Source organism: Corynebacterium sp. (genome assembly GCF_030532715.1).
Lineage (GTDB): Bacteria > Actinomycetota > Actinomycetes > Mycobacteriales > Mycobacteriaceae > Corynebacterium.
The window spans coordinates 250,167-273,543 of the sequence record NZ_JAUNKO010000005.1; the positions used below are offsets into that span (position 1 = coordinate 250,167).

A 23,377-nucleotide genomic window follows, 5' to 3' on the forward strand; every position below is an offset into this window, starting at 1 on the left:
AACAGCGGCTCCTAGGACGCGGATTCAGCCTTCTTTTTCACGGGTTTGGCATCGATGCCGGACTCTTTACGCTGCTCGGGCGTAATCGCCGCTGGGGCATCCGTCAGCGGGTCCACGCCGCCACCGGACTTCGGGAACGCGATCACATCGCGGATAGATTCGAAGCCGCCCAACAGGGAAACAATCCGATCCCAACCAAACGCAATACCGCCATGTGGGGGTGCCCCGAAGGCGAACGCGTCCAGCAGGAAGCCGAATTTCTCCTGCGCCTCCTCCTCAGAAATGCCCATCACCTTAAACACGCGCTCTTGCACGTCGCGGCGATGAATACGGATCGAACCGCCACCGATTTCGTTGCCGTTGCACACAATGTCGTAAGCGTAGGCCAGCGCGTCCCCCGGTTGCTCATCAAAAGTATCCAGGCATTCGGGCTTCGGCGAGGTAAACGCGTGGTGCACCGCAGTCCATGCGGAGTGCCCGAGCGCCACATCCCCGGACGCTTGGGCGTCGGCTGCGGGTTCGAACAGCGGGGCGTCGACAATCCAGGTGAATGCCCACTGCCCTTCCTCGATGAGGCCGAGCTTGTTGGCGATTTCGCTGCGAGCAGCGCCGAGCAATGCGCGCGCGCTCTTGGTTTCGCCAGCCGCGAAAAAGATGCAGTCCCCCGGCTTTGCGCCAACGTGTGCGGCGATGCCTGCGCGTTCCTGCTCGGTAATATTCTTGGCCACCGGGCCGGACAGTTCGCCGTCCTCGCCGACGAGGATATACGCCAAACCTTTCGCCCCGCGCTGCTTCGCCCACTCCTGCCACGCGTCCAACTGACGCCGGGGTTGCGACGCCCCGCCTTCCATCACCACCGCGCCAACATACTCGTTCTGGAACACCCGGAACGAAGTGTTCGCGAAAAATTCGGTGCACTCGGTGATCTGAATATCAAAACGCAGGTCCGGCTTGTCGGAACCGTACAGGCGCATCGCCTCGTTATAGGTCATCCGCGGGATCGGCGTGGGGATGGTGTAGCCGATCAACTCCCACAGCGCCACCAGGATCTCCTCAGCCAACGCGATAACGTCATCCTGGTCCACAAAGCTCATCTCCAGATCAAGCTGGGTGAACTCCGGCTGCCGGTCCGCCCGGAAATCCTCATCCCGGTAGCAGCGCGCAATCTGATAGTAGCGCTCCATGCCCCCCACCATGAGCAGCTGCTTAAACAGCTGCGGGGATTGCGGCAACGCGTAAAACGTGCCGGGCTTCAACCGCGCCGGCACCAAGAAATCGCGGGCACCTTCCGGCGTGGAACGCGTCAGCGTCGGCGTTTCAATTTCGGTGAAATCATGCGCGTCCAACACGGTGCGCGCCGCCCGGTTCGCGGCGGAACGCAACCGCAACGCATTGCCCTGCGCGGTACGCCGCAAATCCAGGTAGCGGTAGCGCAGGCGGGTTTCCTCGCCGACTTCGCCACCGGAAGCAGCGTCATCAATCTGGAACGGCAGCGGGGCGGATTCGTTAAGTACTTCCAACTCGGCGACGTTTACCTCTACCGCGCCCGAAGCGAGGTTGGGGTTTTCGGAGCCTTCGGGGCGGATTTCCACCACGCCGGTGACGCGGATGCAAAACTCGCTGCGCAGGTGGTGCGCGCGCTCTGCGACCTCACTGTTGCGGAACACAACCTGGGCGATACCGGAACGGTCGCGTAAATCTATAAAGATCACGCCACCATGGTCACGTCGGCGGGAAACCCAGCCAGTCAGCGTGACGGTTTCGCCTGCGGTTTCTGCTCGCAGATCGCCCGCTAAATGAGTGCGCAGCACGTTCCTTGAATCCTTCCGTGAACGGGAATATGAAAAACTCTCCGCACGATCCTACCGCGTTGCCACCACGCCCAGCGCGCCGCCCCACCCCTACCCAACCAAATAAACGTATGCATGTGCTGATCGACTTCATGCGGGATTTATCAACATTCTTAGTGTGCGACCCCGCATTTTCACATTTGACGTGTGCGATAATGTGCCCATGACCTTTCGCGATGACGTAACCAGCTCCGGGCCCAGAGCCCAGAAACGCGGCGCTGGCGGACCCGTGGCCATCGGCGGCGGCATTGGCACACTCGTATTAGTGGCCCTGTTTATGCTCATGGGCGGCAACCCGGAGCAGCTGAACGAAATGCTCGGGCAGCAAAACCAGCAGGAGCAACCCGCCCTGCCTGGCGGGGAGGGCACCTCTGGGTTAGAGCACTGTAAAACCGGCGCGGACGCGAATGCAAACGTGGATTGCCGTATCGACTTCACGGCGCAATCCCTCGACCAGGTGTGGCAGCGGGAGCTGCCGCAACAGGCGAACCTGGAGTACACGCTGCCACAGGTAGTGATGTTTAACGGCACCACGAATTCCGGGTGCGGCCGGGCTTCCTCCGCCACTGGCCCGTTTTACTGCCCACGGGATGAAACCGTGTATTTTGATACCTCGTTTTTTGACCAACTCAGCCAGCTGGGCGCGAAGAATACGCCCTTCGCCCAGCAGTACATTGTGGCCCACGAGTTCGGGCATCATTTGCAGAAAGTGGAGGGCACCCTGGGGCTGAGCAACTACAACGACCCCGGCGAAGATTCCAATGCGGTGAAAATTGAATTGCAGGCAGATTGTTACGCCGGCGTATGGGCGCATCACGCGGACGACGGCGAGGACGCGTGGCTGAAGCAACTCACCGAAGAGGAGGTGCGCAGCGCGATTACCGCAGCCCAAGCCGTTGGCGACGACAATATTCAGCAACGCTCCGGCGGCGAAGTGCGACCCGACACCTGGACGCACGGTTCATCCGCACAGCGCGCGGAATCGTTCCTGGCTGGCTACAATACCGGGCGAATGTCCTCGTGTGACACGCTGGAGCGCGGCGCCTACAAGTAGAACGCTAGTGTTTCCGCGTCTTCACTAACACAATGAACGCGGTGATCAGCACCGCGGACGCCGCCACCGTACCGCCGACGATTTTCAGCGCCGGGCTGGCGCCGGTGGTGCGCGCCACGGGTGAGGCTTTGGTGGATGATTTCGTGTTCGCGGTTTCCTTCGCGCCGGATTGTTCCGCATCGGCATTGCTTGGAAACTTCGGCCCGGCCACCGGCTTACCGTAGGGTTTCAGCGTGAGCCGGTATTTCAACGGGGCGGGGTGATTGTCGGCGGTTGAAACGCTGCTTAAGCTCACCGCAATGTAGTGGGTGCCGCCCAACCAAAACGAGGTTGCGTTGCTTTCCTGAGCGTCCACGTTTGCGTACGAGACTGGGTACAGGGTGCCAAACGTGGCTGGTTCCGCCGCGCGCGCAACGTCGACTTCTTCCGCGCCGATGAGCTGCTGCGACTGCCCCAGCGCGTTCATCGCCTGAATTTCCACGATTCTCGACGCCTCCGTACCCGACGTTTCCTCGCCCGCCTCCTGCGGCTGTTCTTCCGTGGCTTCCGTTGGTTCGGCGGGTGGTTCCGGCGGCGGCGCGCCCAACACCTCAAACGTTCCGTCGAGGGCCTGGCCCCAACCGACCGGCACCGCATAGAAGTGGGTTTGCCCGTCGGCGAGTTCCCCATACGTGGTACCCACGAGCTCCTCCGCGCCGTCAGGTTGCGTGGCCGGCGTTACCGCCACCACGTTTTCCTGCGGGGACAGTTGCGGCAGGTCAGCGTCCTGGCGTGGTTGCGCCGCCAGGGTGTTGAAATCGTCCCCGTGCTGCTCCGGCTCCGGCACCGCCGCAAGCGACATATCAATGTCTACCGCATCGTGGAAATCGCTCGCCCGCATGAGCCCAATATCCAAAAACACGTCCTCGCTATAACACGGGGAGTCGCCGTCGTAATGGTCCCCCACCAAATAGCCGGTGGTGGGTGCTTGGGTATCGCGGAAATTACCTCGCCCGGAACCTCCGTGCGCCGGGCAATCCACCATTGAACCATCGCGCTCGTATTGCAACTTCGGCGAGAACACGAAGCCGCTGGGCGCGGCCCCCGCGGAGGCCTTCGGTACCGCCGTGTAGCCCACCTGCACCCGATGCCCCTTCGGGATGGAAAGCTTCAGCATATTCTGGTTGTCTTCTTCTTCGGATTCGCTCAACGTGCGGGCAGTAATCCGGGTGGGGTGCTCCCACGTGCCCAATCGCACGTGGGGTGCGTCTGTGCGGTTTTTACCGAACTCCACCACCTCATCGGGAAATTGGTAGCGCGGCTGGTCTTCGCGGGTGGTGATCCGCCGCAGCGCCGCCTCCAGCCCCTCCTCAGAATCAGCTTCTACTGCGCTGCCTTGGGTGGCTTGTGCAATACAGCTCAATTCTTCCCGTGCGGTGTCATCAGCGAAGAAACCTATCGTGTGGATCGCCAATTCGGGGTGCTGCTGCTTAAGCTGCGCCGCCACCTCGCACGCCGGCGGCGGGGCACACGAGTCCGCGCCACCAGCCACCAGCACCATGCTGCGGGCGCCACTGGCAGGCAGCAGCTCAGCGGCCCGCAGCAAAGCGTTTCCGATCGGCGCGAACCCGCGCGGCGCCAACGTGTTGACGGCGCGCTTCAAATCCGCGGTGGCATCATCACCACGATGGCCAAGCACGGTCGCATCCCCGCAACCGGCGGCGCGTTCCTCCTCGCTGACACCGGTCCCCGTGCCGTACGCCACGAGTCCTAGTTCGCTGGCGGCAGGCGCGGCGTCGAGAAAGTTTCGCACGGCGGTTTTCACGGTGTCGATGCGTGTGCGGCCCGAATCGTCAACGTCGAGCATCGCCACGGACGCGTCGAGAACAATCACCGTGGGATCCATGCTTGGTTGTGCCGTTACGGTTGGTGGGGCGAGCAACGCCCCCAGGCCGATCGCCGAGGCCACTGCCGCCACCGTACGGGCTACATTCATAATATTTCCTCGTCATAAGTGAATATGCACCAAACACTACAATAAGAGCGAAACTGCAACCTTAGCGCAACACTTCACTACCGTAAGAACAACCACCCAGGTTTGTAAACAGGTCGGTGTTAAGCATCCATGTTCCAGCGGGCACGTTCCTCGGCAATAATTCGCGCGGCGAGCTCGCTTTCCGTCACGTCCACCGCGTCGTCCACATTGGCGGACTCACTGGGCCGGGCGTAGGCATCGAAAATGGAACGTTTCGTCGCAAGGATTTCCATAAGGCGTTCGTCGGCGGTGTCATCCGCAATCAACCGATGCACTTGGACCACGCGAGTTTGCCCCATGCGATGGGCGCGGGCTATCGCCTGATCCTCGATCGTCGGCTTGACTTGCGGCTCCACCAAAATCACAACGGTGGCGGCCTGAATGTTCAACCCCACACCGGCGGCGGTGATTTGCGCGAGCAAGCAGCTGCCGGGTTCGGTGCGCCCAAGGGCATCCACAAGTTCTTGGCGCGCAGCTGGCGGTACCTGGCCCGTAATAGTGCCAACAACCTGGTCGCCGAATTCCTGTGCGATACGTTCCAGAACGGGAAGGAAATAGGAAAAAATCAGAACACGATCCCCATTCTCGGCGGCGTGTTCTACGATGCCGCGGATGCGTTCCAGCTTCGCGGGCGACGCATGTGGGGTGAGCATCGGCGCGCGGCGAATCTCCATCCAGTTACCGCTGCGCACGGCGGCCCGGTAATGATCGGCATCGTGTTCACTCAACTCCACCCAGTCGATATGTTCGAGGCGCTCCGGGAGTTCGTCAAGCACTTCGGCTTGATTTCGGCGCAAGTATGCCGGGGCGATCGCGCGCCGCACCGCCACCGCGCTGCCGGTGCTCTTGGGCACGAGGGCGGGCTGTAGATAGCCAACAAGGGTTAAAAACTCGGAGACTTTATTTTCCAGTGGCGTACCGGTGAGCAGCAACGCATACTCCGCTGCCTCAATGAGCGCGGAGACAGCAACACTGCGCCTGGTATGGGGGTTTTTCAAAAAGTGCGCCTCGTCGGCGATGATCGCCTGGGGCTGGGTGCCAAAGTGGAGGCTCCGCGCACCGTCATACGTGCACACCACCACCCCGCCCTCGGATTGCCACGCGTTGACGGCGTCCTGCTTCGCCGCCCCGTGAGCTACAAACACCGGAAGCGTGGAAAACGCACGCAATTCGCGCACCCAGTTCACCACCAGGGAGGCCGGGCAAATCACCAGGCTATGGGTGGTGCTTTTCGCATGCAGATGCGCCAGCATGGCTATCGCCTGAATGGTCTTACCGAGGCCCATCTCGTCACCGAGGATGGTTTTGCGTTGCACCAACGCGAAACGCGCGCCGAAGGATTGGTAGCCACGCAAATGCAGTTCACGCAGCAGCGTGGTGTCGAGCCGCAGCGCGCGAATACGTTCGATGATGCTGGTATCGAGGAGGTCATCGGACACCTCCACGTCCAAATCCAGCAGGGTGGACAGCAACCCTTGGTAATGCGCGGGGCGGCGCATGTAGTCCTCCCAAGCGCCGTCGCCAAGATCCGTAACGTCGCGCGGGCGAAACAGCCCTGGGGTGGCAAGCGCCCACTGCGCATCATCAAGAAACGTGTGAAAGCTGGTGTCCCCGCGCGGCACAAACACCGGCCACGGTTCCTGCCCCGGCAACGCATCAGGCAACGCCTGCGCATACTCCAAAATGCGCTTCTTGCGGGCCCGCTCCGCAGGGTCAAGCTCCACCAGTTGACTAAACCGGTATAGAATCCGCACCAAACTCATCGCCGGGGCGGTCGGCACATCCCCGATGCGGGTGGAATTGGCGGACTTCGCCTCATTGAGCAGGGTCTGCGCGGCGGCTTTCATCCGGCGCGCGGTCTGCTCCCCGATGCCGCGCACCGCGGTGAGCGTGCTCGTCGGCACGGTAAGCACGTCCGCGACGGTAGCCACCTGGATGCTTTCCAACCCGGCGAAACGCAGCTGCCCGCTGGTGGCTTGCTTCAGCATCTCCACCGGCATTTGCGCCATAAGTTCGGTAACGCGTTGTTCCGTGAGCTCCCGCAACGCCAATTCCGCCGCTGCCCGCAGGCGCGGCTCCCCATCGGGGTGCTGCAACGCCACGTGGGTAATCTCCCGCAACCCCGCCACGATGCTCGTATCCAACGACTCTTGATCCGCGGCTTCCAAACCTAACGCGCGAGTCAGACTGCGGGCGGCAAACGTGGTGTATTCCTCAGGGTGCCCGGCCACCCCCAAGGTATCCACAGTGGAATAGCCCAGCGGTTGCCGGGCCGCCTGGAGGATCGGGCGGATATGATCCGCCTCCGGAGAATCGAGCAGCTTTTCGAGTTTGATGCCAGCTTCCAAACCGTCCGCAACGCTCACCGCACCGAACAAACGTTTAAAGAACCCGGCGGTGGCTTGTGCGGCTTCACCGCGCAGCCGAGCCACGCGTTGGGAATAGCGGGCGAAAGACTGCAGCACATCCTCCACCCCAGGGTGCCGCTGCATTTCCGCATGCAGATACACGTCATGCCACTGCACCACCCCCGGCGGCAATACGTGCGCCGCCCCAAGACAGGGGTGCGCCGCGACGGTCACCGGGGTTTGGTGGAGCGTGTCCCAAAGAACGCTAGCTTCCGCAGCGTGCGCGAGAACAACATCGGCGCGTTGCAACAATGCGGGAATCTGCTCACGAATCATGGTTACCAATTTTCCCACAACCGCACCTGGGCACGCGTGTCACCTCCCATCGCAGGCAACTCATTAACTGCCGCGGGAAGCGGGCGGCGCTACGCTGGAAAAGCATGAACCGCGCCACCCAATTCATTGCAGCCTTTAACGATATTGAGCAATATCTCCGCCGCAACTACGGAACCCACAACTCCGAAGGCTTCCGAACATTAGTGCGCATCGCTATGAAGGAGCAAGCGCTGCCGCAGCCCCAGGCGGACGCCCTCTTCGCATTCGCAGACCTCCGCAACGCCATTAGCCACGGCACCTACAACGCGGGCCGCCCCATCGCCGAACCCTTCGAAAACACCGTGACGGAGATTGAAGCACTGCGCGACCTGATTACCCAACCCCCAAGTGCACTCGGCGTACTTGGCGAACGCTCCCCCGACATCGTTACCACCGGGACCACAATTAACGACGCCCTGAAACTCCTGCACGGCGACCAGCTCTCCGTGTTACCCGTCTACCGGAAACACTTCGTATTCCTCTTAACCACGGACATGATTGTGCGCTGGGTCGCCGAAGACCTCGACGACGACGGCCGCCTCAACGCCCACACCGTCGGCGATCTCGCCCCCTACGTCTCCCCCGCAGACTTGGCCTACTTCTCGCGTCCAGACTTGAGCGCCGCCACCGCCATCCAACACTTCACCGACCCCGGCCACTCCGGCCTCCTACCCCGCGCGATCATCATCACGGCCAAAGGCAGCCCAAAGCAATACCCGATGCGAGTCATCGACCGCTCCGAACTGCCGAAACTCGTCCAAGCGCTCGACTTTTAGTCCGCGAACCGCGGGGCTGGCAGGTGACGCGGAGACGGCTAGAGCCGCGCGGTGATGTGGGTGTGCACTTCGGCGAGGGGGACGTTGGATTGTTCGTGGGCGAGCAGGTCTTTCACGGCGATTTCGCCTGCTTCCAGTTCGCGATCCCCGAGGACGAGGGCGAATCGAGAGCCAGCGCGGTCAGCGCCCTTCATCGCGCCTTTTAAGCCTCGATTCCCGTAGGCCATGTCAGCACGCACCCCGGCCGCGCGCAGCTGATCAATAATGCGAACCATCGCGCGTTTCGCCTCCGCCCCCAACGGCACCCCATACACGTCTACGCGATTGCTCGCGCCAGCGGTGACGCCCTCCGCCTGCATAGCCAGCAAGGTGCGATCCACACCGAGGCCGAACCCAATGCCGGAGAGTTCCTGGCCGCCGAGCTGTGACATCAGCCCATCGTAACGGCCGCCACCGCCGATGCCGGACTGGGCGCCGAGTCCGTCATGGACGAATTCGAAGCAGGTTTTGGTGTAATAATCGAGGCCCCGGACCATACGGGGGTTAATGTCAAAGCGCACCCCAAGATCGGTGAGTAGGCCGGTGACGGTTTCGAAATGGTCGCGGGTTTCCGCCGATAAGTAGTCGAGCATCAGCGGCGCGTCGGCGGTCATTTCGCGCACTTCGGAGCGCTTGTCATCGAGGACACGCAGCGGATTTATGTTCGCGCGGTGCCGCGTCTGCTCATCGAGCGGAAGTTTGAACAAGAATTCTTGGAGTTTTTGGCGGTATGCGGGGCGGCAGGTTTCGTCGCCGAGGCTCGTGAGCTCGAGGCGGTAGCCAGTCAAGCCGACGGAGCGGAAACAACGATCCGCGAGGGCGATAACCTCCGCATCCAGTGCCGGATCGTCCACGCCAATAGATTCCACGCCGACTTGCTGTAGTTGGCGGTAGCGGCCAGCTTGGGGGCGTTCATAGCGGAAAAACGGGCCAGCGTACACCAATTTCACGGGCAGCTGGCCACGATCCAAGCCGTGTTCGATCACCGCGCGCATCACCCCTGCGGTGCCTTCGGGGCGCAGGGTGACGGAGCGATCCCCACGGTCGGCGAAGCTGTACATTTCTTTGCTCACCACATCGGTGGATTCACCAACCCCGCGGGCAAACAGCGCCGTATCCTCAAAGATGGGCAGCTCAATGTGCTCGTAGCCCGCGAGGTGAGCTTGATGGGTGAAACCATCACGCACCGCTAGGAACTCGGGCGAAGTCGGGGGCACATAATCCGGCACCCCCTTGGGGGCAGCAAACGGCTGAATCTTTTTGGCTTGAGTCACGAATGGAGATTATACGGCCAAACCTTTCAGAAACGGATTCCGCGAGCGCTCCGCGCGCATGGTGGTCACAGGGCCGTGACCCGGCAAAAGGTGCAGCGAATCGGCAAGTTCCCACACCGGACCTGCGAGGCTTTGCTGCATCGCCTCCGGATCGGAATGCAGAATATCGGTGCGCCCCACCGAACCTAAAAACACCACATCACCGGTAAAGCACACTTCATCACCAACGAGCAGCACGCTGCCCGGAGAATGCCCGGGGGCGTGGCGTACCACGTATTCGGCACCCACAAGGTCAATGACGTCCCCATCGGCGTAGTACCGCAGGTCGGCGACGGCGGCCATGTTCGCGGCGTCGAAAAGCATGGCGGTGTGCGGGGCGACGCCAATATCCGGGTCTGTAATCATAAACGCGTCGTCTTCGTGAATGAACACGGGTGCCTGGAACTTCCGGCCCACCTTCGAAGCGTCGCGCGTATGGTCGATGTGCCCGTGGGTGAGCAGCACCTTGTCCACCACTAAACCCTGCTCTTCCACCAGCGCCGAAATGCGCGGCTCGGCATACATGCCGGGGTCGATGACAACTACGTGCCCCTCGTTGACAATCAAATAACAATTCGTTTTGAACGGCCCGGCGGCGAAGCCCTGAATCTCCATGAAGACCACACTAAAGGTTGAGTCGCGGCCACCGCTACAATAGCCTCGGCAATACAATGAACTGCCAGTAAGAGCTCAACACCGAACAATAAGGACTAGTTACAAGGTGAGCAAAAACCAACGCCGCGAGGAAGCACTGCGCGAACTCGAACGAGAACTCAAATCCCGCGACCGCGCCGAAATAACCAAGCCGCTTGGCGTGGTGGCCGCCTCCGTAGCCGTCATCCTGTGCATCGTCGGCGGCATCTGGTGGGCTACCACCAGCGGCAGCGGCGACGAGGAAACCACCGCCAGCTCCAGCACCGAGAGCACCGCCCCCGAAACGAACTTTGAGCCGGTGAGCACGAAACGCCCCACCGCACTGCCGGAAACCGTCACCTGTACCTACAACGACGCCGAGGCACCCGCCCGCGAGGTGAGCAAACCCGCCACGGAGAACATTTCCACCAAGGGCACCGTGGACGTGGAATTGGACACCAGCGCGGGCAAGATTGGCATGACGCTCGATAGGTCCGTGTCCCCTTGTACCGTGAACGCCATCGAACACATGGCTAAAGAAAAGTACTTTGACGATACGATTTGCCACCGCATTACCAATTCCGGCCTGCACGTGTTGCAGTGCGGCGACCCGAGCGGCACCGGCAGAGGCGGCCCTGGCTTCCAGTTCCCCAATGAGCACCCCACCGATAGCGCTACGCAAGCGGCCACTGTGAACTACGGGCGCGGCACTATCGCCATGGCGAATGCTGGTAAAGACACCAACGGTTCACAATTCTTCCTCAACTATGGGGATTCCCCGCTGCCCACCGATTACACCTACTTCGGGCAGATCAACGACGAGGGCCTGAAAACCTTGGACGCGATCGCCGAAGCTGGCGTCAAAGATGGCGCTCCGGACGGGCCGCCCGCTAAGGAAGTGAAGATCAAAACTGCCGTTGTGAAGTAGGCTTCACTCGCGCTACGAACATTTGTCTCATAATTATCTCAGGCGGCTCGTGCTAGTAGCGCACAATTTATCCGTGCTTGCGTATGTATTTTCGGACATATCCCTCAAGGTTTTCAGAAAATTTTCTTGCTTTTTCTTGAAAACGGGACTACCTTGAGGTCAGCTCGTTAAACATTCCAGACGAAAGGCGCGTTCATGAAGCTTCTCACCCGCAAAGGTCTCACCGCTGCGATGGCTGCCGTCGCCATCTCCATGACCTCCGTTACTGCGGCCCCGGTGGCGTTTGCTCAGAGCTCCACCACCAACGACGACAAGGGCGACAAGGGCGACACCAACGCACTTGAAAGCATCGTTGACGCCATCGAACTCGTTGCTCGACTCTTCGGCGGAATTACCAAACTGCAGGGCAACTTCGATAAGTTCTTCAAGAACATGGGCTCCTCCTAGGATTTCCGCCCGCCTAGCACAACTAGACTTTTCCGCCACCCCGCTCACCAATGCGGGGTGGTTTTTTCTTTACGACGCCCCGTCCGCCCGCTCCCCGCGGGCACCCTCCCGCTCGTTCCGGTTCCCCGAACCAAACCGCATAGCGATTACGCTACCCCGGTTTGGAGGTGCAGTTCACAGTGGGAAAGCATTCTTTTAATTGGCTGAATTACACGCTTACAATTCATTGTTGACACATCCCCAGCCCGGAATGCCTGCGCCCCCACTATCAGTGGCACAGCCTCCGCTACGCACCCCAATTATCGCGTATCAGGTTCACCAATAAATCCCTGCTCCCGCATCCAATCAACAGCGACTTGGCTTGGGTCGGCGCCTTCAACGTCGACTTTGTAGTTGAGGTTGCGCATAGCGTCGTCGTCAAGCAATGCCGCAACTTCCGCAAAGCGTTGCTGCAGCTCTGGGTACGTATGCACCAGCTCGGTGCGAAACACGGGGGCGGCGTTGTAGGCAGGGAAGAACTGTTTATCATCCCGCAATACCACCAAGTTCAGTGATTGGATCCGCCCATCCGTGGTGAACACCTCGCCGAAATTGCAGGTGCCGTCCGCGGTTGCTTGATACACGGTGCCAGTATCCATGAGCGAAATGTTTGCCTCCGGCACCCCGTTGGTATCCCCCCGCGGCAGATCATACGCCTGCAGCATTGGGTTCAGACCATCAGTTCGAGAATTGAATTCTGATTCCACACACAAGGTACGGTCCGCCACCGGCACCTTCGCCATATCCGACAACGTAGCGATCCCGTGTTCGGTCGCGTAATCGGCTCGGACGGCGAACGCGTAGGTGTTATTCAAGGGCGCCGGCTCACCCCAGGTCAAACCATTTTCAGCATCCTCATCCCGCACCGCTTCCCACTGTTGCCGCTGGTCCGGAATGCCATTCTCGTGGTTGAGGTACGTCAGCCACGCGGTACCGGTGTACTCGAAGAACACATCCGCCTGCCCAGACACCATGAGATTGCGCGCCGGTTGTGAGCCAGGAACATTGGTCATGTCCACCACATCAAAGCCAGCGGCCTGCCCAATGAGCACCGCAATCTTTCCTAAAATGAGTTGCTCGGTAAAGCTTTTCGAGGTCACCACCAACGTTTGCCCCGCCGCGTTGGGGACGGGTTTGAGGCTGCCCTCGCTGATTGGCGGGACCGGTGTTGCCGAGGGGCGCAGCCCACAACCACACAAGGCGACAAGCAGTGTCATGAGTAACGCTACGGTGTGCATCGCAGAAGTCCGCCGCATGGAAATCACTGTCCTTTCGGCCGCAGAACCTGTTCAAAAACGCGGGCAATCCAATCGATGAACAACGCCAGCAGGGCAACGAGCAGTGACCCAGTAATCAGCACCCGATCCAATGCAAGGTTCACGCCTGTGGTGATGAGCAGCCCCAATCCGCCGCCATCCACAAAAGTGGCAAGCGTGGCAGTCCCCACCAAGAGGACCAACGCAGTACGAATACCAGCCAGCATGATGGGGATTGCAAGCGGCAATTCAATCCGAAACAGCACAGCGAGCGCGCTCATGCCCATTCCCCTGCCGGCTTCAATGATGCCTTGATCAACCGTATCCAAACCCACCATGGTGTTTTTCAATACCGGCAAAAAGGCGTACAGGATGAGCGCGGACACCGCCGCCCGGAAACCAAAACCCAGCCAAAACGCAAACAGCACCACCAACCCAATCACAGGCGCGGCTTGGCCCACATTTGCCAGCATCATCACCGGCGTAATGAACCAGCGAAACGGCCTTCTTGTGAGCAACACTCCCAACGGGATAGCCGTTACCAACACCACGAGGGCGGCAACGAACGTAAGTGAAAGGTGCTGGATGGTGAGTTCCCAAAGGTACGGAACCGTCAGGGTTACCTGTTCCGTGGAGGTGAGTTGAGCCCGAGAAATCCACCACGCGATCCACCCCAACGCAACGATTATGGCCAGTGGCTGAATCAACAGCTTCCATCCGCTGTTCCCTGGGCGAGTCATGATGATTCCACATCCGCATTCGTGCCTACCGGGGCGGAAGCTTGGCTCGAAGTTTGACGCAACTCCGCGATTGCATGCATCACTGTTTCCACATCAATCACGCCGCGGAGCACGTGACGGGGTCCAACCACAAGGGCTGATCCGCTACTCGACACCAGCATGGTATCGAGCGCATCGTTTAGCGTTGACAGTGTGGATACCACCGGCAGTTCTTTCACGCGACGGTTCGCGATCGCACGCATAGTGCGAAGTTGCTCGCAGGACAGCCACGCCAGCGGCCGGTATTTGTGATCCACGATGACCACATGGTCATGGCCCGCAGCTTCAGCTGAGCGCGTAAGTTGGCGGGGATCATCACCCGGTGTGCCGACAGTAGCCGACAGCAGCGCTACATCCTTGACTCGTTTCAGGTTGAGTTGCTTCAACCCAGCACCGGAGCCAATAAAATCTTCCACGAACTCATCGGCTGGTTCGGCGAGGATGCGTTCGGGTGTGTCGTACTGAACGATGCGGGCGCCATCGTTAAAAATGGCGATCCAGTCCCCAAGTTTCAGCGCCTCATCGAAATCGTGTGTCACGCACACGATCGTTTTGTGCAGTTCCGACTGGATGCTGATCAGCTCATCTTGTAAATGCTGCCGCGTGATGGGATCCACCGCCCCGAAGGGTTCATCCATGAGCATGATCGGCGGGTCGGCTGCCAAGGCGCGAGCAACGCCCACTCGTTGTTGCTGACCCCCGGAGAGTTCCTTTGGGTAGCGGTCGCGATACACTTCCGGGTCAAGGTTCACTAATTCGAGGAGTTCGTCCACGCGAGCCGCTATGCGCTGTTTGTCCCATTTCAGCATCTTGGGAACCATGGCGATATTCGCGCCCACGGTGAAATGCGGCAGCAATCCGCCCCCTTGAATCACATAGCCAATCCCACGGCGAAGTTTATCGCCATTCATTTTGGTCACATCTTGGCCATGAATGACAATCCGCCCTTCGGTGGGCTCAATAAGGCGATTCACCATTTTCAGCGTTGTGGTTTTCCCGCAACCAGATGGCCCAACAAACACCACAATATTTCCCGCGGGAATTTCCATGGTTAAATTGTCAACTGCGGGCTTTTTATTCCCATAACGCTTTGTTACATTTTCAATCAGAATGGCGGCACCGCCTTGGCCAGCGCCTTGGGTGGTAAATTCTCCTTCAATGTGTACATTCTGCTCAGACACGAATACCCCTTGAGGTAGTGAAGCGGCCCACGGCAAGTAAAGCCGCATCAAGAATAAGAGCCAATATCACAACGGCAATGACACCCGTTGCCACTGACTCGAAAGCATTGGCCCCGCCCAGCCGCGACAAACCGGAAAAGATGTAGCTGCCCAAACCGGGGCCCAAGGCGTAGGCAGCAACCGCCGCGATACCCATGGTCATTTGGGCTGACACTCGCATGCCAGCGAGAATGACCGGCCAGGCGAGCGGCAACTCGACGGTAAGAAACGTGGCAATACGGCTCATACCTATGCCCCGCGCGGATTCAACAATGGCCGAGTCCACTTCTGACAAACCCACCACGGCATTCCGCAGTATGGGCAGCACCGCGAAAAATGTCACAACGGCTACCGCTGGCGCCACGCCGAATCCCAGCGGAATAATCAACAACCCAATGAGCGCGAACGATGGGATGGTTAATCCGATCGCAGAAATACCATTTGCGGCCGCTGTAAGACGATCACTGCGATAACAAACTGCGGCCACGATAATGGCGAGCGCGGTTGCCAGAATGAGGCATTGTACGACAAGGCTCATGTGTTGCCAGGCCGCTGCGGCTATTTGTTGCCATCGATCGGAAATAAAGTGCCACATTACAAATCATTCCTCAGGATTATTCCGCGATGCGAAGAACTCTTTCCTTAGCGCCCCCGCAGAACCGAGCCTACCGAAAACGCCTCAACATTCCGCCCCACACCCGCCAAATAGCGATATTTTGGCAACTATTTTCACACTTGTTGTCACGTTGGCAAACTAGTTTGAGTGCCACGGACACATGCGGCATTTACGCTCGTTATCACCGAATCGGCTAACGATCGCCAGCTTCATCATCGGCCGCGAGAAAACCACCATCCCACCACAAAATGTTAAATGGGTCATAATATTGCGGTGCGTGTGATCGACGCGCCAACAGTGTCGCCCCGCGGTCCCTGCGGGAGCACACCGACCCCCGCACGACTATTCGTGCAGGCTAGCCGCCCGAAGTGACCCGATAGACGTCAAAAACGCCTTCAATATTGCGTAGTTGTGTCATCAGGGAGCCAAGCTGCTTCGTATCGGAAACCTCAAATGTAAACCGCGCCACCGCAACGTGGTCTTCCGCCGAATGGGAGTTCATGGCCACCACGGCAACCTTTTGCTCATTGATCACGCGGGTGAGCTCAAATAGCAATCCGTGACGGTCCAACGCTTCCAGCTGTAGGGTCGCGGCGAATGCGCTGTGGCCTTGCGCAACCCACTGGACGTCGATAAGCCGTTCGGGTTCTTCGCGGAGCTTGTCGGCGTTGGTGCAATCGGTACGGTGCACGGACACCCCGCCACCGCGGGTAACAAAGCCGAAAATCGCATCACCCGGCACGGGCATGCAGCAGCGCGCGAGTTTCGCCATGATGTCCGGGCTGCCTTCCACCAACACGCCAGCGCTGTCTTGCGTAGCGGCGGGCTTGCGGCGCTGACCCACGAGCTCGCTGAACGGGGTGCGTGCTACGAGCGCGTCCGTAGCATCCTCCTGGCCGCCGAACATAGCAACCAACCGGTTCGCCACGTGTTGCGCGGACACTGTGCCAGCCCCGATGGCGGTGTATAAGGCATCAACATCCGCGTAGTGCAATTCCGCGGCCACGGCCTTCATGGAGTGCGAGGTGAACAGCCGGTGCATGGGCAGCCCACCGCGCTGCACCTCGGCGGCCAACGCATCCCGGCCGGCCTCAATGGACTCCTCGCGGCGCTCTTTGGCAAACCACTGGCGAATCTTCGCCTTCGCACGCGGGGACACCACAAACTTCTGCCAGTCTTTGCTAGGGCCGGCGGCTGGGTCCTTCGAGGTGAACACCTCCACCCTATCCCCAGACTTCAGCGGCGATTCCAACGCCACGAGTTTGCCGTTGACTTTCGCCCCGATACAGCGATGCCCCACCTCCGTGTGCACGGCGTAGGCGAAGTCCACCGGGGTGGCGTTCACCGGCAGGTTAATCACATCACCCTTCGGGGTAAACACGAATATTTGTTTGGAAGTGAGGTCGTACCGCAGGCTATCCAAAAATTCGTTTGGATCGGCGGCTTCCTTTTGCCAGTCGAGCAATTGGCGCATCCACGCCATTTGATCCACCTCAGACTGCTCCCCGCTGTGGCTGCCCTTGGTCTCCTTATAACGCCAGTGCGCGGCAATACCGTACTCCGCGTTATAGTGCATTTCATTGGTACGCACCTGGACTTCCAGCGGCTTCCCGCCGGGCCCCATCACAGTGGTATGCAACGACTGATACACGCCAAACCTAGGCGCGGAAATGTAATCCTTAAACCGGCCGGGCATAGCCGAATACAGGGCGTGCACCGTGCCGATTGCGGCGTAACAATTGGGGACGTTATCCACGAGGATGCGGATCCCCACGAGATCAAAAATCTCGTCGAAGTCGCGACCGCGGACGATCATCTTTTGGTAGATGGACCAATAGTGTTTCGGCCGCCCCATCACCTCTGCCGGAATGTGGTTTTCCTTCATCGAGGCGGTAACACTGGAAATAATCTCCTGGAGGTACCGGTCCCGCGAGGGCGCCCGGTCCGCCACCAGCCGCACAATCTCCTCGTACTTTTTCGGATACAGGATGGCAAAGGAAAGGTCTTCCAACTCCCATTTGATTGAGGCCATGCCCAAGCGGTGCGCGAGCGGGGCGATCACCTCAAGGGTTTGGCGGGCCTTCTTTGCCTGCTTTTCCGGCGGCAAGAATCGCATGGTGCGCATGTTGTGCAGCCGGTCCGCCACCTTCACCACCAGCACGCGGGGGTCTTGGCTCATGGCTACGATCATCTTGCGGATGGTTTCCGCCTCGGCCGCCGCCCCGAGCGCCACCTTATCCAACTTGGTCACACCGTCGACCAACCGGGCGACTTCGGCGCCGAAATCCGCCTCCAAATCCGCCAGCGAATAGTTCGTGTCTTCGACGGTGTCATGCAGCAGCGCCGCCACCAGCGTGGTGGTGTCCATGCCGATTTCCGCAGCGATGGTTGCCACCGCCAACGGGTGGGTAATGTACGGATCCCCCGATTTGCGGAACACGCCGTCATGGAGGCGTTCCGCGGTATCGTACGCTTTTTGCAAAACCGCAATATCAGCCTTGGGGTGAATCTGCCGGTGGATACTCACCAACGGGCTCAACACAGGATCAAGTTTCACCCGCGAGCCGGTGAGGCTGCGGGCTAGCCGCGCGGACATGCTACGCATGTTTACCTGCTGCTTTGGTGGTTTGCGGTCAAAGCTCATGTGCGCTCTAGCCCCTCGGTGAAGAATCTTCCTGCGAGTTAATCACGGTGAGCGGTAACCCAGCAAGCGCTTGCCTACCCCCCAGCCCCTGTACCTCCAACGCCACCGCGTGACCAACCACCGATGCGCCACAACGTTCGAGGAGCTTACGGGCCGCAATGAGGGTGCCGCCGGTGGCCAGCACGTCGTCGACAAGCACGATGCGACGCCCCTCCAACGGAATGCCGGAGGCGGGCACCTGCAGCGCCGCCGTCCCATACTCCAGCGCATATTCCTGAGTATGCACAGGTGGCGGCAGCTTTCCCTGTTTGCGCACGGCGAGGATGCCAAGGCCCATCTTGTAGGCCACAGCCGAACCCAGCAAGAAACCGCGCGCATCGAGGCCGGCGATCATGTCCGCCCCGAACGCTTCACACGCCGCAGCGAGTTCGTCGATAACAAGTTTGAATGCTTCGGCGTCTGCCAGCACGGGGGTGAGGTCTTCAAACAGCACGCCCTCCACGGGGAAACCTTCGACGTACCTCATGCGGTGCGCAAGCGCTTCCCGCGCGGTGGTGTAGCTCATTAGTTCTCACTCTCCTGCCAGCGTTCCATGTTCCAGCCAATGCCGGAACCGGAAGAATTCAACACCACGTTGCGCACGGTCCGATCCACCACGAACGTGCGCGGCTGCGGCGCGAGCGGGATCGTGGGCACCAGGTCCCACAGAAACTCCTCGGTCGCGCGAAGGGCCTCCGCATTCGAACCGGTTGCATCGCTATTTCCATAGTTCAACATTGGATCTATCGCAAGCAAAATAGCGTCGACTTTACCCACGGATTCGCGGTCCTCGCCGTCGAAGTGAACATGCCGAACATCCTGCAAATACTGGGCGTCAGCTGACGCATCCTCGATGGTTACCCCCGCAGGTTCACACGAACGCTTGATCGCATCAATCATGGCTTGTTTCCGCGCGTCCGGACCCCGGTAACCAATTCGAATGGTCTGCCCGCGCAATTCCTCGGCGCGCGCAATATCCACCCCCAGGTGCGCCTCCGCGATATGCGCGGTTTGGGCGTTTGCGGGGTCGTCCACACTGGTAAGGCGTGTGCCCATCGGGGCCACCGGCACTCCCGCTTTGTGCGCCGAGGCGGTGGCCACCGCGTGTTGGTCCACGCACGCCGCGAACGCCTGCCGCGCTTCCTTCGTTTCCAACACGCCGCTGGTGCCCAGCATGAGCACCTCGTTGAGGTCCCCCGCCACCGGCGTGATGTCGTACGGGTTGGCTGGATCATCACGATTCACCCACTCCGGCTGGGACACCCCCACAAGGTCGGCGATTTCCACTTCCCCAGCCTCCGCGCGCTCCTTCACGTTCACCGTGTCCGGCCACAGCGTAATGGTGCCGATATTGCTTTTGTCCCCCACGAAGTGCTGGTTGCGTACCAGGTGCACGGCGCCAACTTCGTCGACGCGATCGATGCGGAACGGACCCGAAGAAACCTGCAGCTCAGGGTCAAACAAGTCGAGTTTAAAGCCATCGCGCCAGATTTGCGCCACGTCTTGGAGCCCCTCACGGTCATTTTCCATCAGCCGCTTGGTCAACTCCTCGAGGCTCAGCCCGGCTTTCTTGGCGATGGCGTGCGCAGGCAGCACGGTGCCGGGGGCGAAGAGTTGCCGCCAGCGTGCCCCGACGCGGTCTTTAAAAAACACCGTGAATTGTTTGTTGTTGGGGCGGCATTCCAACGCCTCCACCTGCTCCATGAGCGGAATGTAGGAATCGAACAGATCCGGCATTGCGCCGGCTTTGTAGGCGAGGAGGAAGTCGGCGCAGGTGACTTCCGTGCCATCCGAATACTTCGCCGTCTTCGAAATTGTGTACGCAACTTGGCGGTTTTTGCCAGGTAACGATTGCGCCACTGCGAAGTCCCGATTGGGTATGAGTTGCCCCCGCTGCCCCACCACAAACAACGAGGGGTATAGGCGACCAGCCAACGCTTCAGCTTGCGTGGATACTCCAAACAGGCTCCCAGCATTGGTTGTGGCCAACGGGCTTGCCGCTACATAACCGAATTCCACGGCTGGCGCTTGCTCCTGAGTCGAGCACGCCGCCACTACGCCCGCTACGGAGACCACTGCGGCGACACTAGCCACCCGGCGCCGTACACTTTGCCAACCTGACACAGAAACATCTACCTCCACAGATTTGAAGTGATCTGCAAAGTATATCTGGTGCACTCCCAGTGCTTTTCGACGCCTCGCCCTCCCCCGCATCCGGCGCCCCCACCGCCTAAGCGACATCCGCAAACAGCGCAGTCTATTCGGCAACCTTGACCGGCTCAGCAGGTTTTGCCAGCTTCGTCCCAAGAACTTTATCCACGAGTTCCTTGACCTTCTCAACGCCGCGCTGAGGGCTGGTTAAGAGTTCCTGCAACAGCGATGCCGAGGCGTCGGCACGCATGAGGGTCATCACAAAACTACCGTTGCCAATTTCCCCGCGCCGATTGTACGTAGTCACTCCGACAACGTACTCGCCCTCGGGGCTGTCCGCGGGTGTGCCCATAATCTCACTGGTCAAGGGGTGGAACACCAGCCCCGCCGGCAGCCCGCTGACCACCGCAACATACGTATCCGGTGGCGCCTCGATGTGATACCGAAATGCCCTACCCACCTGCACCTGCATGTCCGGAACATCCGGCACCGCAGCCTGCTGCTGGCGGGATTGCGGCTCCTCCACAGGCGCCGGGGCCGGGGAAACCTCAAAACTCTGCCCAGGGGTCGCTTCAGGAGCTGGCGCGGGGGCAACCTCCGGCGCTGGCAGCGGCTCTTGAATCGCCTCCGCGGTCGGGCTTGGGGGCTCTTGAATCTCAAACACTGGGGTGTCCACCGCCTCGGCTGCACCGGCAGGAGGCACCAACACAACCGTCAGGCTAGCGGCGGTGAGCACCGCTAACACTCGGAAAGATCTCATGGCGGAGGTCCTCCTAGGTGGACTTCTCTTAGTTGACGGACACGGAGATTATTATTCGTTCGCTGCCAGAAGGATACAAGATCAATATGAAGATTTAATGAACACATGGAAACTTGCACCACCTTCGATACTTCCGCAGAAACACCTGTTACGCAAGTGATAAAAGTGGTATCTGATATCACTAGGAACGATAGCGCACGAAGAACCCCCTGACGGGGGTATCACGCCGCCCGATACTCAGGCACCGATCTTGCACCACGAAACCGAAAGCTACGCCAACTGTTTGCGAACCTCTCCATATGTGTACCACACAAAAAGCGCCACTGCCTGCGGGAATATTGCCCACAAACAATGGCGCTCGTTGGTACCAGTTTGCTAAAACCTAACGACGCTTACGCTGAACCAGCAATAGCGAACCGCCAGCCGCGAATGCAACGAGGGAAAGCAGGAAGGCGTTGATGCTGTCAGCACCGGTGTTAGCCAGCTGCTGCGGAGCTGCCGCTGCCTGAGTCTTGCCCTCAGGTGCGCCGCCACCCATGCCGTCGTTCTTCGGGGTGCCCTTGCCGCCAGGCTGGGTCTGGTCTTGCGGTGCGCCGCCACCCATGCCGTCGTTCTTCGGGATGCCCTTGCCGCCAGGCTGGGCCTGATCTTGCGGTGCCCCGCCGCCCATGCCGCCAGGAGCGTTCTCAGCGGGCTTGTCGGGAGCGGTGGTGTCTTCCCCGCCGCCGGATGCGCTCGAACCCGCAGACAGTGCGCCGAGCACGCCCGCGCCGATCGCCAACGCAGCCACGCTGGACAGGAGGCCGCCGAACGCTGCGGAGCCGGCGGAGCTGGAGCCCGCGGTGGAGCCGATGCCACCGGAGCCCAATGAACCAGCGGCCAGCTCGCTGGAGCCGATGGAACCAGCAGCAGAGGAATCAGCCAGGCTCATGGAGAAGCTGCCCAAGTGCGAGCCGCCGTTGCCGATGATTCCGACATCACAGATGCGGGCCGGGCCGGACAGCGGAACACCCGAAATCAACCCGGTGTAGGGATCGTAGGACAGGCCAGCGGGCAGACCGCTGAGCAGCGGAGCCGAGGAACCAGCCGACAACGGAACCTGGTAGCTGAAAGGCACGCCCACAGCCAGGCTCATGTCGGGAATCAGGGAGCCGCTGCCGGAACCTGCCACGGCGCCGTCGATGATCTCACCGGTGGCGCCAACGACGGCACCATCGAGAATTTCGGAGGAACCCGCAACAACCGCACCATCGGCGATTTCTCCGGTGGCGCCGAGGATGGCAGCACCGTCAGCGATTTCAGCGGAGCCGACGGCAGCCGGGCCGCTCAGCGCTGCGGAGCCTGCGGGGCCGCTGAGTGCAGCACCGGCCGCCAACTCGGCGGAGCCGACAGCACTCCCTGCTGCGGAGCCCGCAGCCAATTCGGCGGAGCCCAATGCGGACCCAGCACCAGAGGTTGCTGCCAGCTCAGCAGAGCCGAGCGCTGCGCTGGAACCGGATGCCGGGGAGCTCGGGGCCACCACGGAAGAGGATGCAGCGGTGTCACCGCCGGAGGAAAGTACTGGGACCGTCTCGTTGATCTTGAGGACGTTGGTGGCCAGCTGCGCGCTACCCATGACACCGTCAAGGATCTCGTCGGTGTGCTGGATACCCAGGTTGGGGGTCTCCGGCTGGGGTTCTTCACACGCGTAGTCACACGCGTACGCAGGTGCCGGAATTACGGTGGCCGCGAGGCCGGTAGCAACAGCACCAACAAGTAAGCGAGAACGTTTCATAACTTCTGAACTCCTTGGGTGAGACAAAACTGAAAAATGATAGTGAAAACTCTGAATAAGTCTGAGCGGTACGACACTAGCAATAGCAACCGGAATAGGACAATAGCCAGAGCCGCACTAATTGCGATACTTCACTAAACTTCATTCGCACACAAGGGATTTCTACGAAAATTGTGACTGATTGGACAGATATAGAAATATGCATCCCCAAATTTGGGGGTACTTGCCGCCACCCAAATTGGGGGCAATTATGAAGGATTTTTCAGAAAACGCAGGTATACGGGCTTTTTCCCGCACGCGTGCCTCACATTCGCTCCATCGC

The 23,377-nt window shown here is 60.2% G+C and carries 18 protein-coding genes; 4 read left to right on the top strand and 14 right to left on the bottom strand.

The features are described from left to right. Positions 1-11: 11 nt before the first annotated feature. Entirely contained in the window at positions 12-1,811 is a 1,800-nt protein-coding gene (gene aspS / locus Q4D83_RS09670) for an aspartate--tRNA ligase (RefSeq protein WP_303175096.1), read from the bottom strand. Between the two features lie 202 nt (positions 1,812-2,013). Between aspS and Q4D83_RS09675 the strand changes: the two genes are divergently transcribed. Beyond that, the gene (locus Q4D83_RS09675) at positions 2,014-2,904 is read left to right on the top strand and encodes a neutral zinc metallopeptidase (RefSeq protein ID WP_303175097.1); all 891 of its coding nucleotides are present in this window, start codon (positions 2,014-2,016) and stop codon (positions 2,902-2,904) included. 4 nt (positions 2,905-2,908) lie between these two features. Here the strand turns inward: Q4D83_RS09675 and Q4D83_RS09680 are convergent, their stop codons facing one another. Together Q4D83_RS09680 and Q4D83_RS09685 are read right to left on the bottom strand one after the other, a co-directional pair. Next, positions 2,909-4,879, bottom strand: a complete 1,971-nt coding sequence (locus Q4D83_RS09680; protein ID WP_303175098.1) for a VWA domain-containing protein — start codon at positions 4,877-4,879, stop codon at positions 2,909-2,911. Between the two features lie 119 nt (positions 4,880-4,998). Further along, positions 4,999-7,620 (bottom strand): DEAD/DEAH box helicase, encoded by a 2,622-nt coding sequence (locus tag Q4D83_RS09685; protein WP_303175099.1) that lies wholly within the window; start codon positions 7,618-7,620, stop codon positions 4,999-5,001. A gap of 86 nt (positions 7,621-7,706) precedes the next feature. On the opposite strand from Q4D83_RS09685, the gene Q4D83_RS09690 reads away from it, so the two are divergent. After that, positions 7,707-8,417: a hypothetical protein gene (locus Q4D83_RS09690; protein ID WP_303175100.1), complete on the top strand. Its 711-nt coding sequence runs from the start codon at positions 7,707-7,709 to the stop codon at positions 8,415-8,417. 38 nt (positions 8,418-8,455) lie between these two features. On the opposite strand, the gene hisS is transcribed toward Q4D83_RS09690, so the two are convergent. Next, positions 8,456-9,730, bottom strand: coding sequence for a histidine--tRNA ligase (gene hisS / locus Q4D83_RS09695; protein ID WP_303175101.1), 1,275 nt, complete (start codon positions 9,728-9,730; stop codon positions 8,456-8,458). Between the two features lie 9 nt (positions 9,731-9,739). Further along, on the bottom strand, positions 9,740-10,384 hold the full coding sequence (locus Q4D83_RS09700; RefSeq protein WP_303175102.1) for an MBL fold metallo-hydrolase: 645 nt from the start codon (positions 10,382-10,384) through the stop codon (positions 9,740-9,742). A gap of 106 nt (positions 10,385-10,490) precedes the next feature. Here Q4D83_RS09700 and Q4D83_RS09705 point away from each other — a divergent pair, with 106 nt between their 5' ends. Both Q4D83_RS09705 and Q4D83_RS09710 read left to right on the top strand, forming a co-directional pair. Beyond that, the gene (locus Q4D83_RS09705; protein ID WP_303175103.1) at positions 10,491-11,330 is read left to right on the top strand and encodes a peptidylprolyl isomerase; all 840 of its coding nucleotides are present in this window, start codon (positions 10,491-10,493) and stop codon (positions 11,328-11,330) included. A 195-nt stretch (positions 11,331-11,525) separates the two neighbouring features. Next, positions 11,526-11,777: a hypothetical protein gene (locus Q4D83_RS09710; protein ID WP_303175104.1), complete on the top strand. Its 252-nt coding sequence runs from the start codon at positions 11,526-11,528 to the stop codon at positions 11,775-11,777. A 299-nt stretch (positions 11,778-12,076) separates the two neighbouring features. Here Q4D83_RS09710 and Q4D83_RS09715 read toward each other — a convergent pair whose 3' ends face one another. The 9 genes from Q4D83_RS09715 to Q4D83_RS09755 all read right to left on the bottom strand — a co-directional run bounded on the left by Q4D83_RS09715 (position 12,077) and on the right by Q4D83_RS09755 (position 23,055). After that, positions 12,077-13,072, bottom strand: a complete 996-nt coding sequence (locus Q4D83_RS09715) for a glycine betaine ABC transporter substrate-binding protein (RefSeq protein WP_303175105.1) — start codon at positions 13,070-13,072, stop codon at positions 12,077-12,079. 5 nt (positions 13,073-13,077) lie between these two features. After that, positions 13,078-13,812 carry an ABC transporter permease gene (locus Q4D83_RS09720; protein ID WP_303175106.1) on the bottom strand — a complete coding sequence of 245 codons (735 nt, stop codon included), beginning with the start codon at positions 13,810-13,812 and terminating at the stop codon, positions 13,078-13,080. Next, entirely contained in the window at positions 13,809-15,011 is a 1,203-nt protein-coding gene (locus Q4D83_RS09725; protein ID WP_303175131.1) for an ABC transporter ATP-binding protein, read from the bottom strand. Before Q4D83_RS09725 ends, Q4D83_RS09720 begins: the two co-directional genes overlap by 4 nt. A 13-nt stretch (positions 15,012-15,024) precedes the next feature. Then, a complete protein-coding gene (locus tag Q4D83_RS09730) occupies positions 15,025-15,666 on the bottom strand; it encodes an ABC transporter permease (RefSeq protein ID WP_303175107.1) in 642 nt (213 codons plus the stop codon). A 376-nt stretch (positions 15,667-16,042) separates the two neighbouring features. Next, positions 16,043-18,331, bottom strand: a complete 2,289-nt coding sequence (locus Q4D83_RS09735; RefSeq protein WP_303175108.1) for a bifunctional (p)ppGpp synthetase/guanosine-3',5'-bis(diphosphate) 3'-pyrophosphohydrolase — start codon at positions 18,329-18,331, stop codon at positions 16,043-16,045. A gap of 7 nt (positions 18,332-18,338) precedes the next feature. Then, complete coding sequence (locus Q4D83_RS09740) at positions 18,339-18,896, bottom strand: adenine phosphoribosyltransferase (RefSeq protein ID WP_303175109.1); 558 nt, start codon at positions 18,894-18,896, stop codon at positions 18,339-18,341. Then, complete coding sequence (locus Q4D83_RS09745) at positions 18,896-20,464, bottom strand: ABC transporter substrate-binding protein (protein WP_303175110.1); 1,569 nt, start codon at positions 20,462-20,464, stop codon at positions 18,896-18,898. The genes Q4D83_RS09740 and Q4D83_RS09745 overlap by 1 nt, the downstream gene beginning before the upstream one ends. A gap of 163 nt (positions 20,465-20,627) precedes the next feature. After that, positions 20,628-21,281 carry a putative Ig domain-containing protein gene (locus Q4D83_RS09750; protein ID WP_303175111.1) on the bottom strand — a complete coding sequence of 218 codons (654 nt, stop codon included), beginning with the start codon at positions 21,279-21,281 and terminating at the stop codon, positions 20,628-20,630. A gap of 382 nt (positions 21,282-21,663) precedes the next feature. After that, positions 21,664-23,055: an LPXTG cell wall anchor domain-containing protein gene (locus Q4D83_RS09755; protein ID WP_303175112.1), complete on the bottom strand. Its 1,392-nt coding sequence runs from the start codon at positions 23,053-23,055 to the stop codon at positions 21,664-21,666. Between the last annotated feature and the right edge of the window lie 322 nt (positions 23,056-23,377).

What these genes read in the sequence shown, in the direction of transcription:
- Q4D83_RS09675 (WP_303175097.1), top strand. Translation starts at nt 2,014, where the DNA reads ATGACCTTTCGCGATGACGTAACCAGCTCCGGGCCCAGAGCCCAGAAA.
- Q4D83_RS09680 (WP_303175098.1), bottom strand. Translation starts at nt 4,879, where the DNA reads ATGAATGTAGCCCGTACGGTGGCGGCAGTGGCCTCGGCGATCGGCCTG.
- Q4D83_RS09690 (WP_303175100.1), top strand. Translation starts at nt 7,707, where the DNA reads ATGAACCGCGCCACCCAATTCATTGCAGCCTTTAACGATATTGAGCAA.
- Q4D83_RS09700 (WP_303175102.1), bottom strand. Translation starts at nt 10,384, where the DNA reads ATGGAGATTCAGGGCTTCGCCGCCGGGCCGTTCAAAACGAATTGTTAT.
- Q4D83_RS09710 (WP_303175104.1), top strand. Translation starts at nt 11,526, where the DNA reads ATGAAGCTTCTCACCCGCAAAGGTCTCACCGCTGCGATGGCTGCCGTC.
- Q4D83_RS09715 (WP_303175105.1), bottom strand. Translation starts at nt 13,072, where the DNA reads ATGCGGCGGACTTCTGCGATGCACACCGTAGCGTTACTCATGACACTG.
- Q4D83_RS09720 (WP_303175106.1), bottom strand. Translation starts at nt 13,812, where the DNA reads ATGACTCGCCCAGGGAACAGCGGATGGAAGCTGTTGATTCAGCCACTG.
- Q4D83_RS09730 (WP_303175107.1), bottom strand. Translation starts at nt 15,666, where the DNA reads ATGTGGCACTTTATTTCCGATCGATGGCAACAAATAGCCGCAGCGGCC.
- Q4D83_RS09735 (WP_303175108.1), bottom strand. Translation starts at nt 18,331, where the DNA reads ATGAGCTTTGACCGCAAACCACCAAAGCAGCAGGTAAACATGCGTAGC.
- Q4D83_RS09740 (WP_303175109.1), bottom strand. Translation starts at nt 18,896, where the DNA reads ATGAGCTACACCACCGCGCGGGAAGCGCTTGCGCACCGCATGAGGTAC.
- Q4D83_RS09750 (WP_303175111.1), bottom strand. Translation starts at nt 21,281, where the DNA reads ATGAGATCTTTCCGAGTGTTAGCGGTGCTCACCGCCGCTAGCCTGACG.
- Q4D83_RS09755 (WP_303175112.1), bottom strand. Translation starts at nt 23,055, where the DNA reads ATGAAACGTTCTCGCTTACTTGTTGGTGCTGTTGCTACCGGCCTCGCG.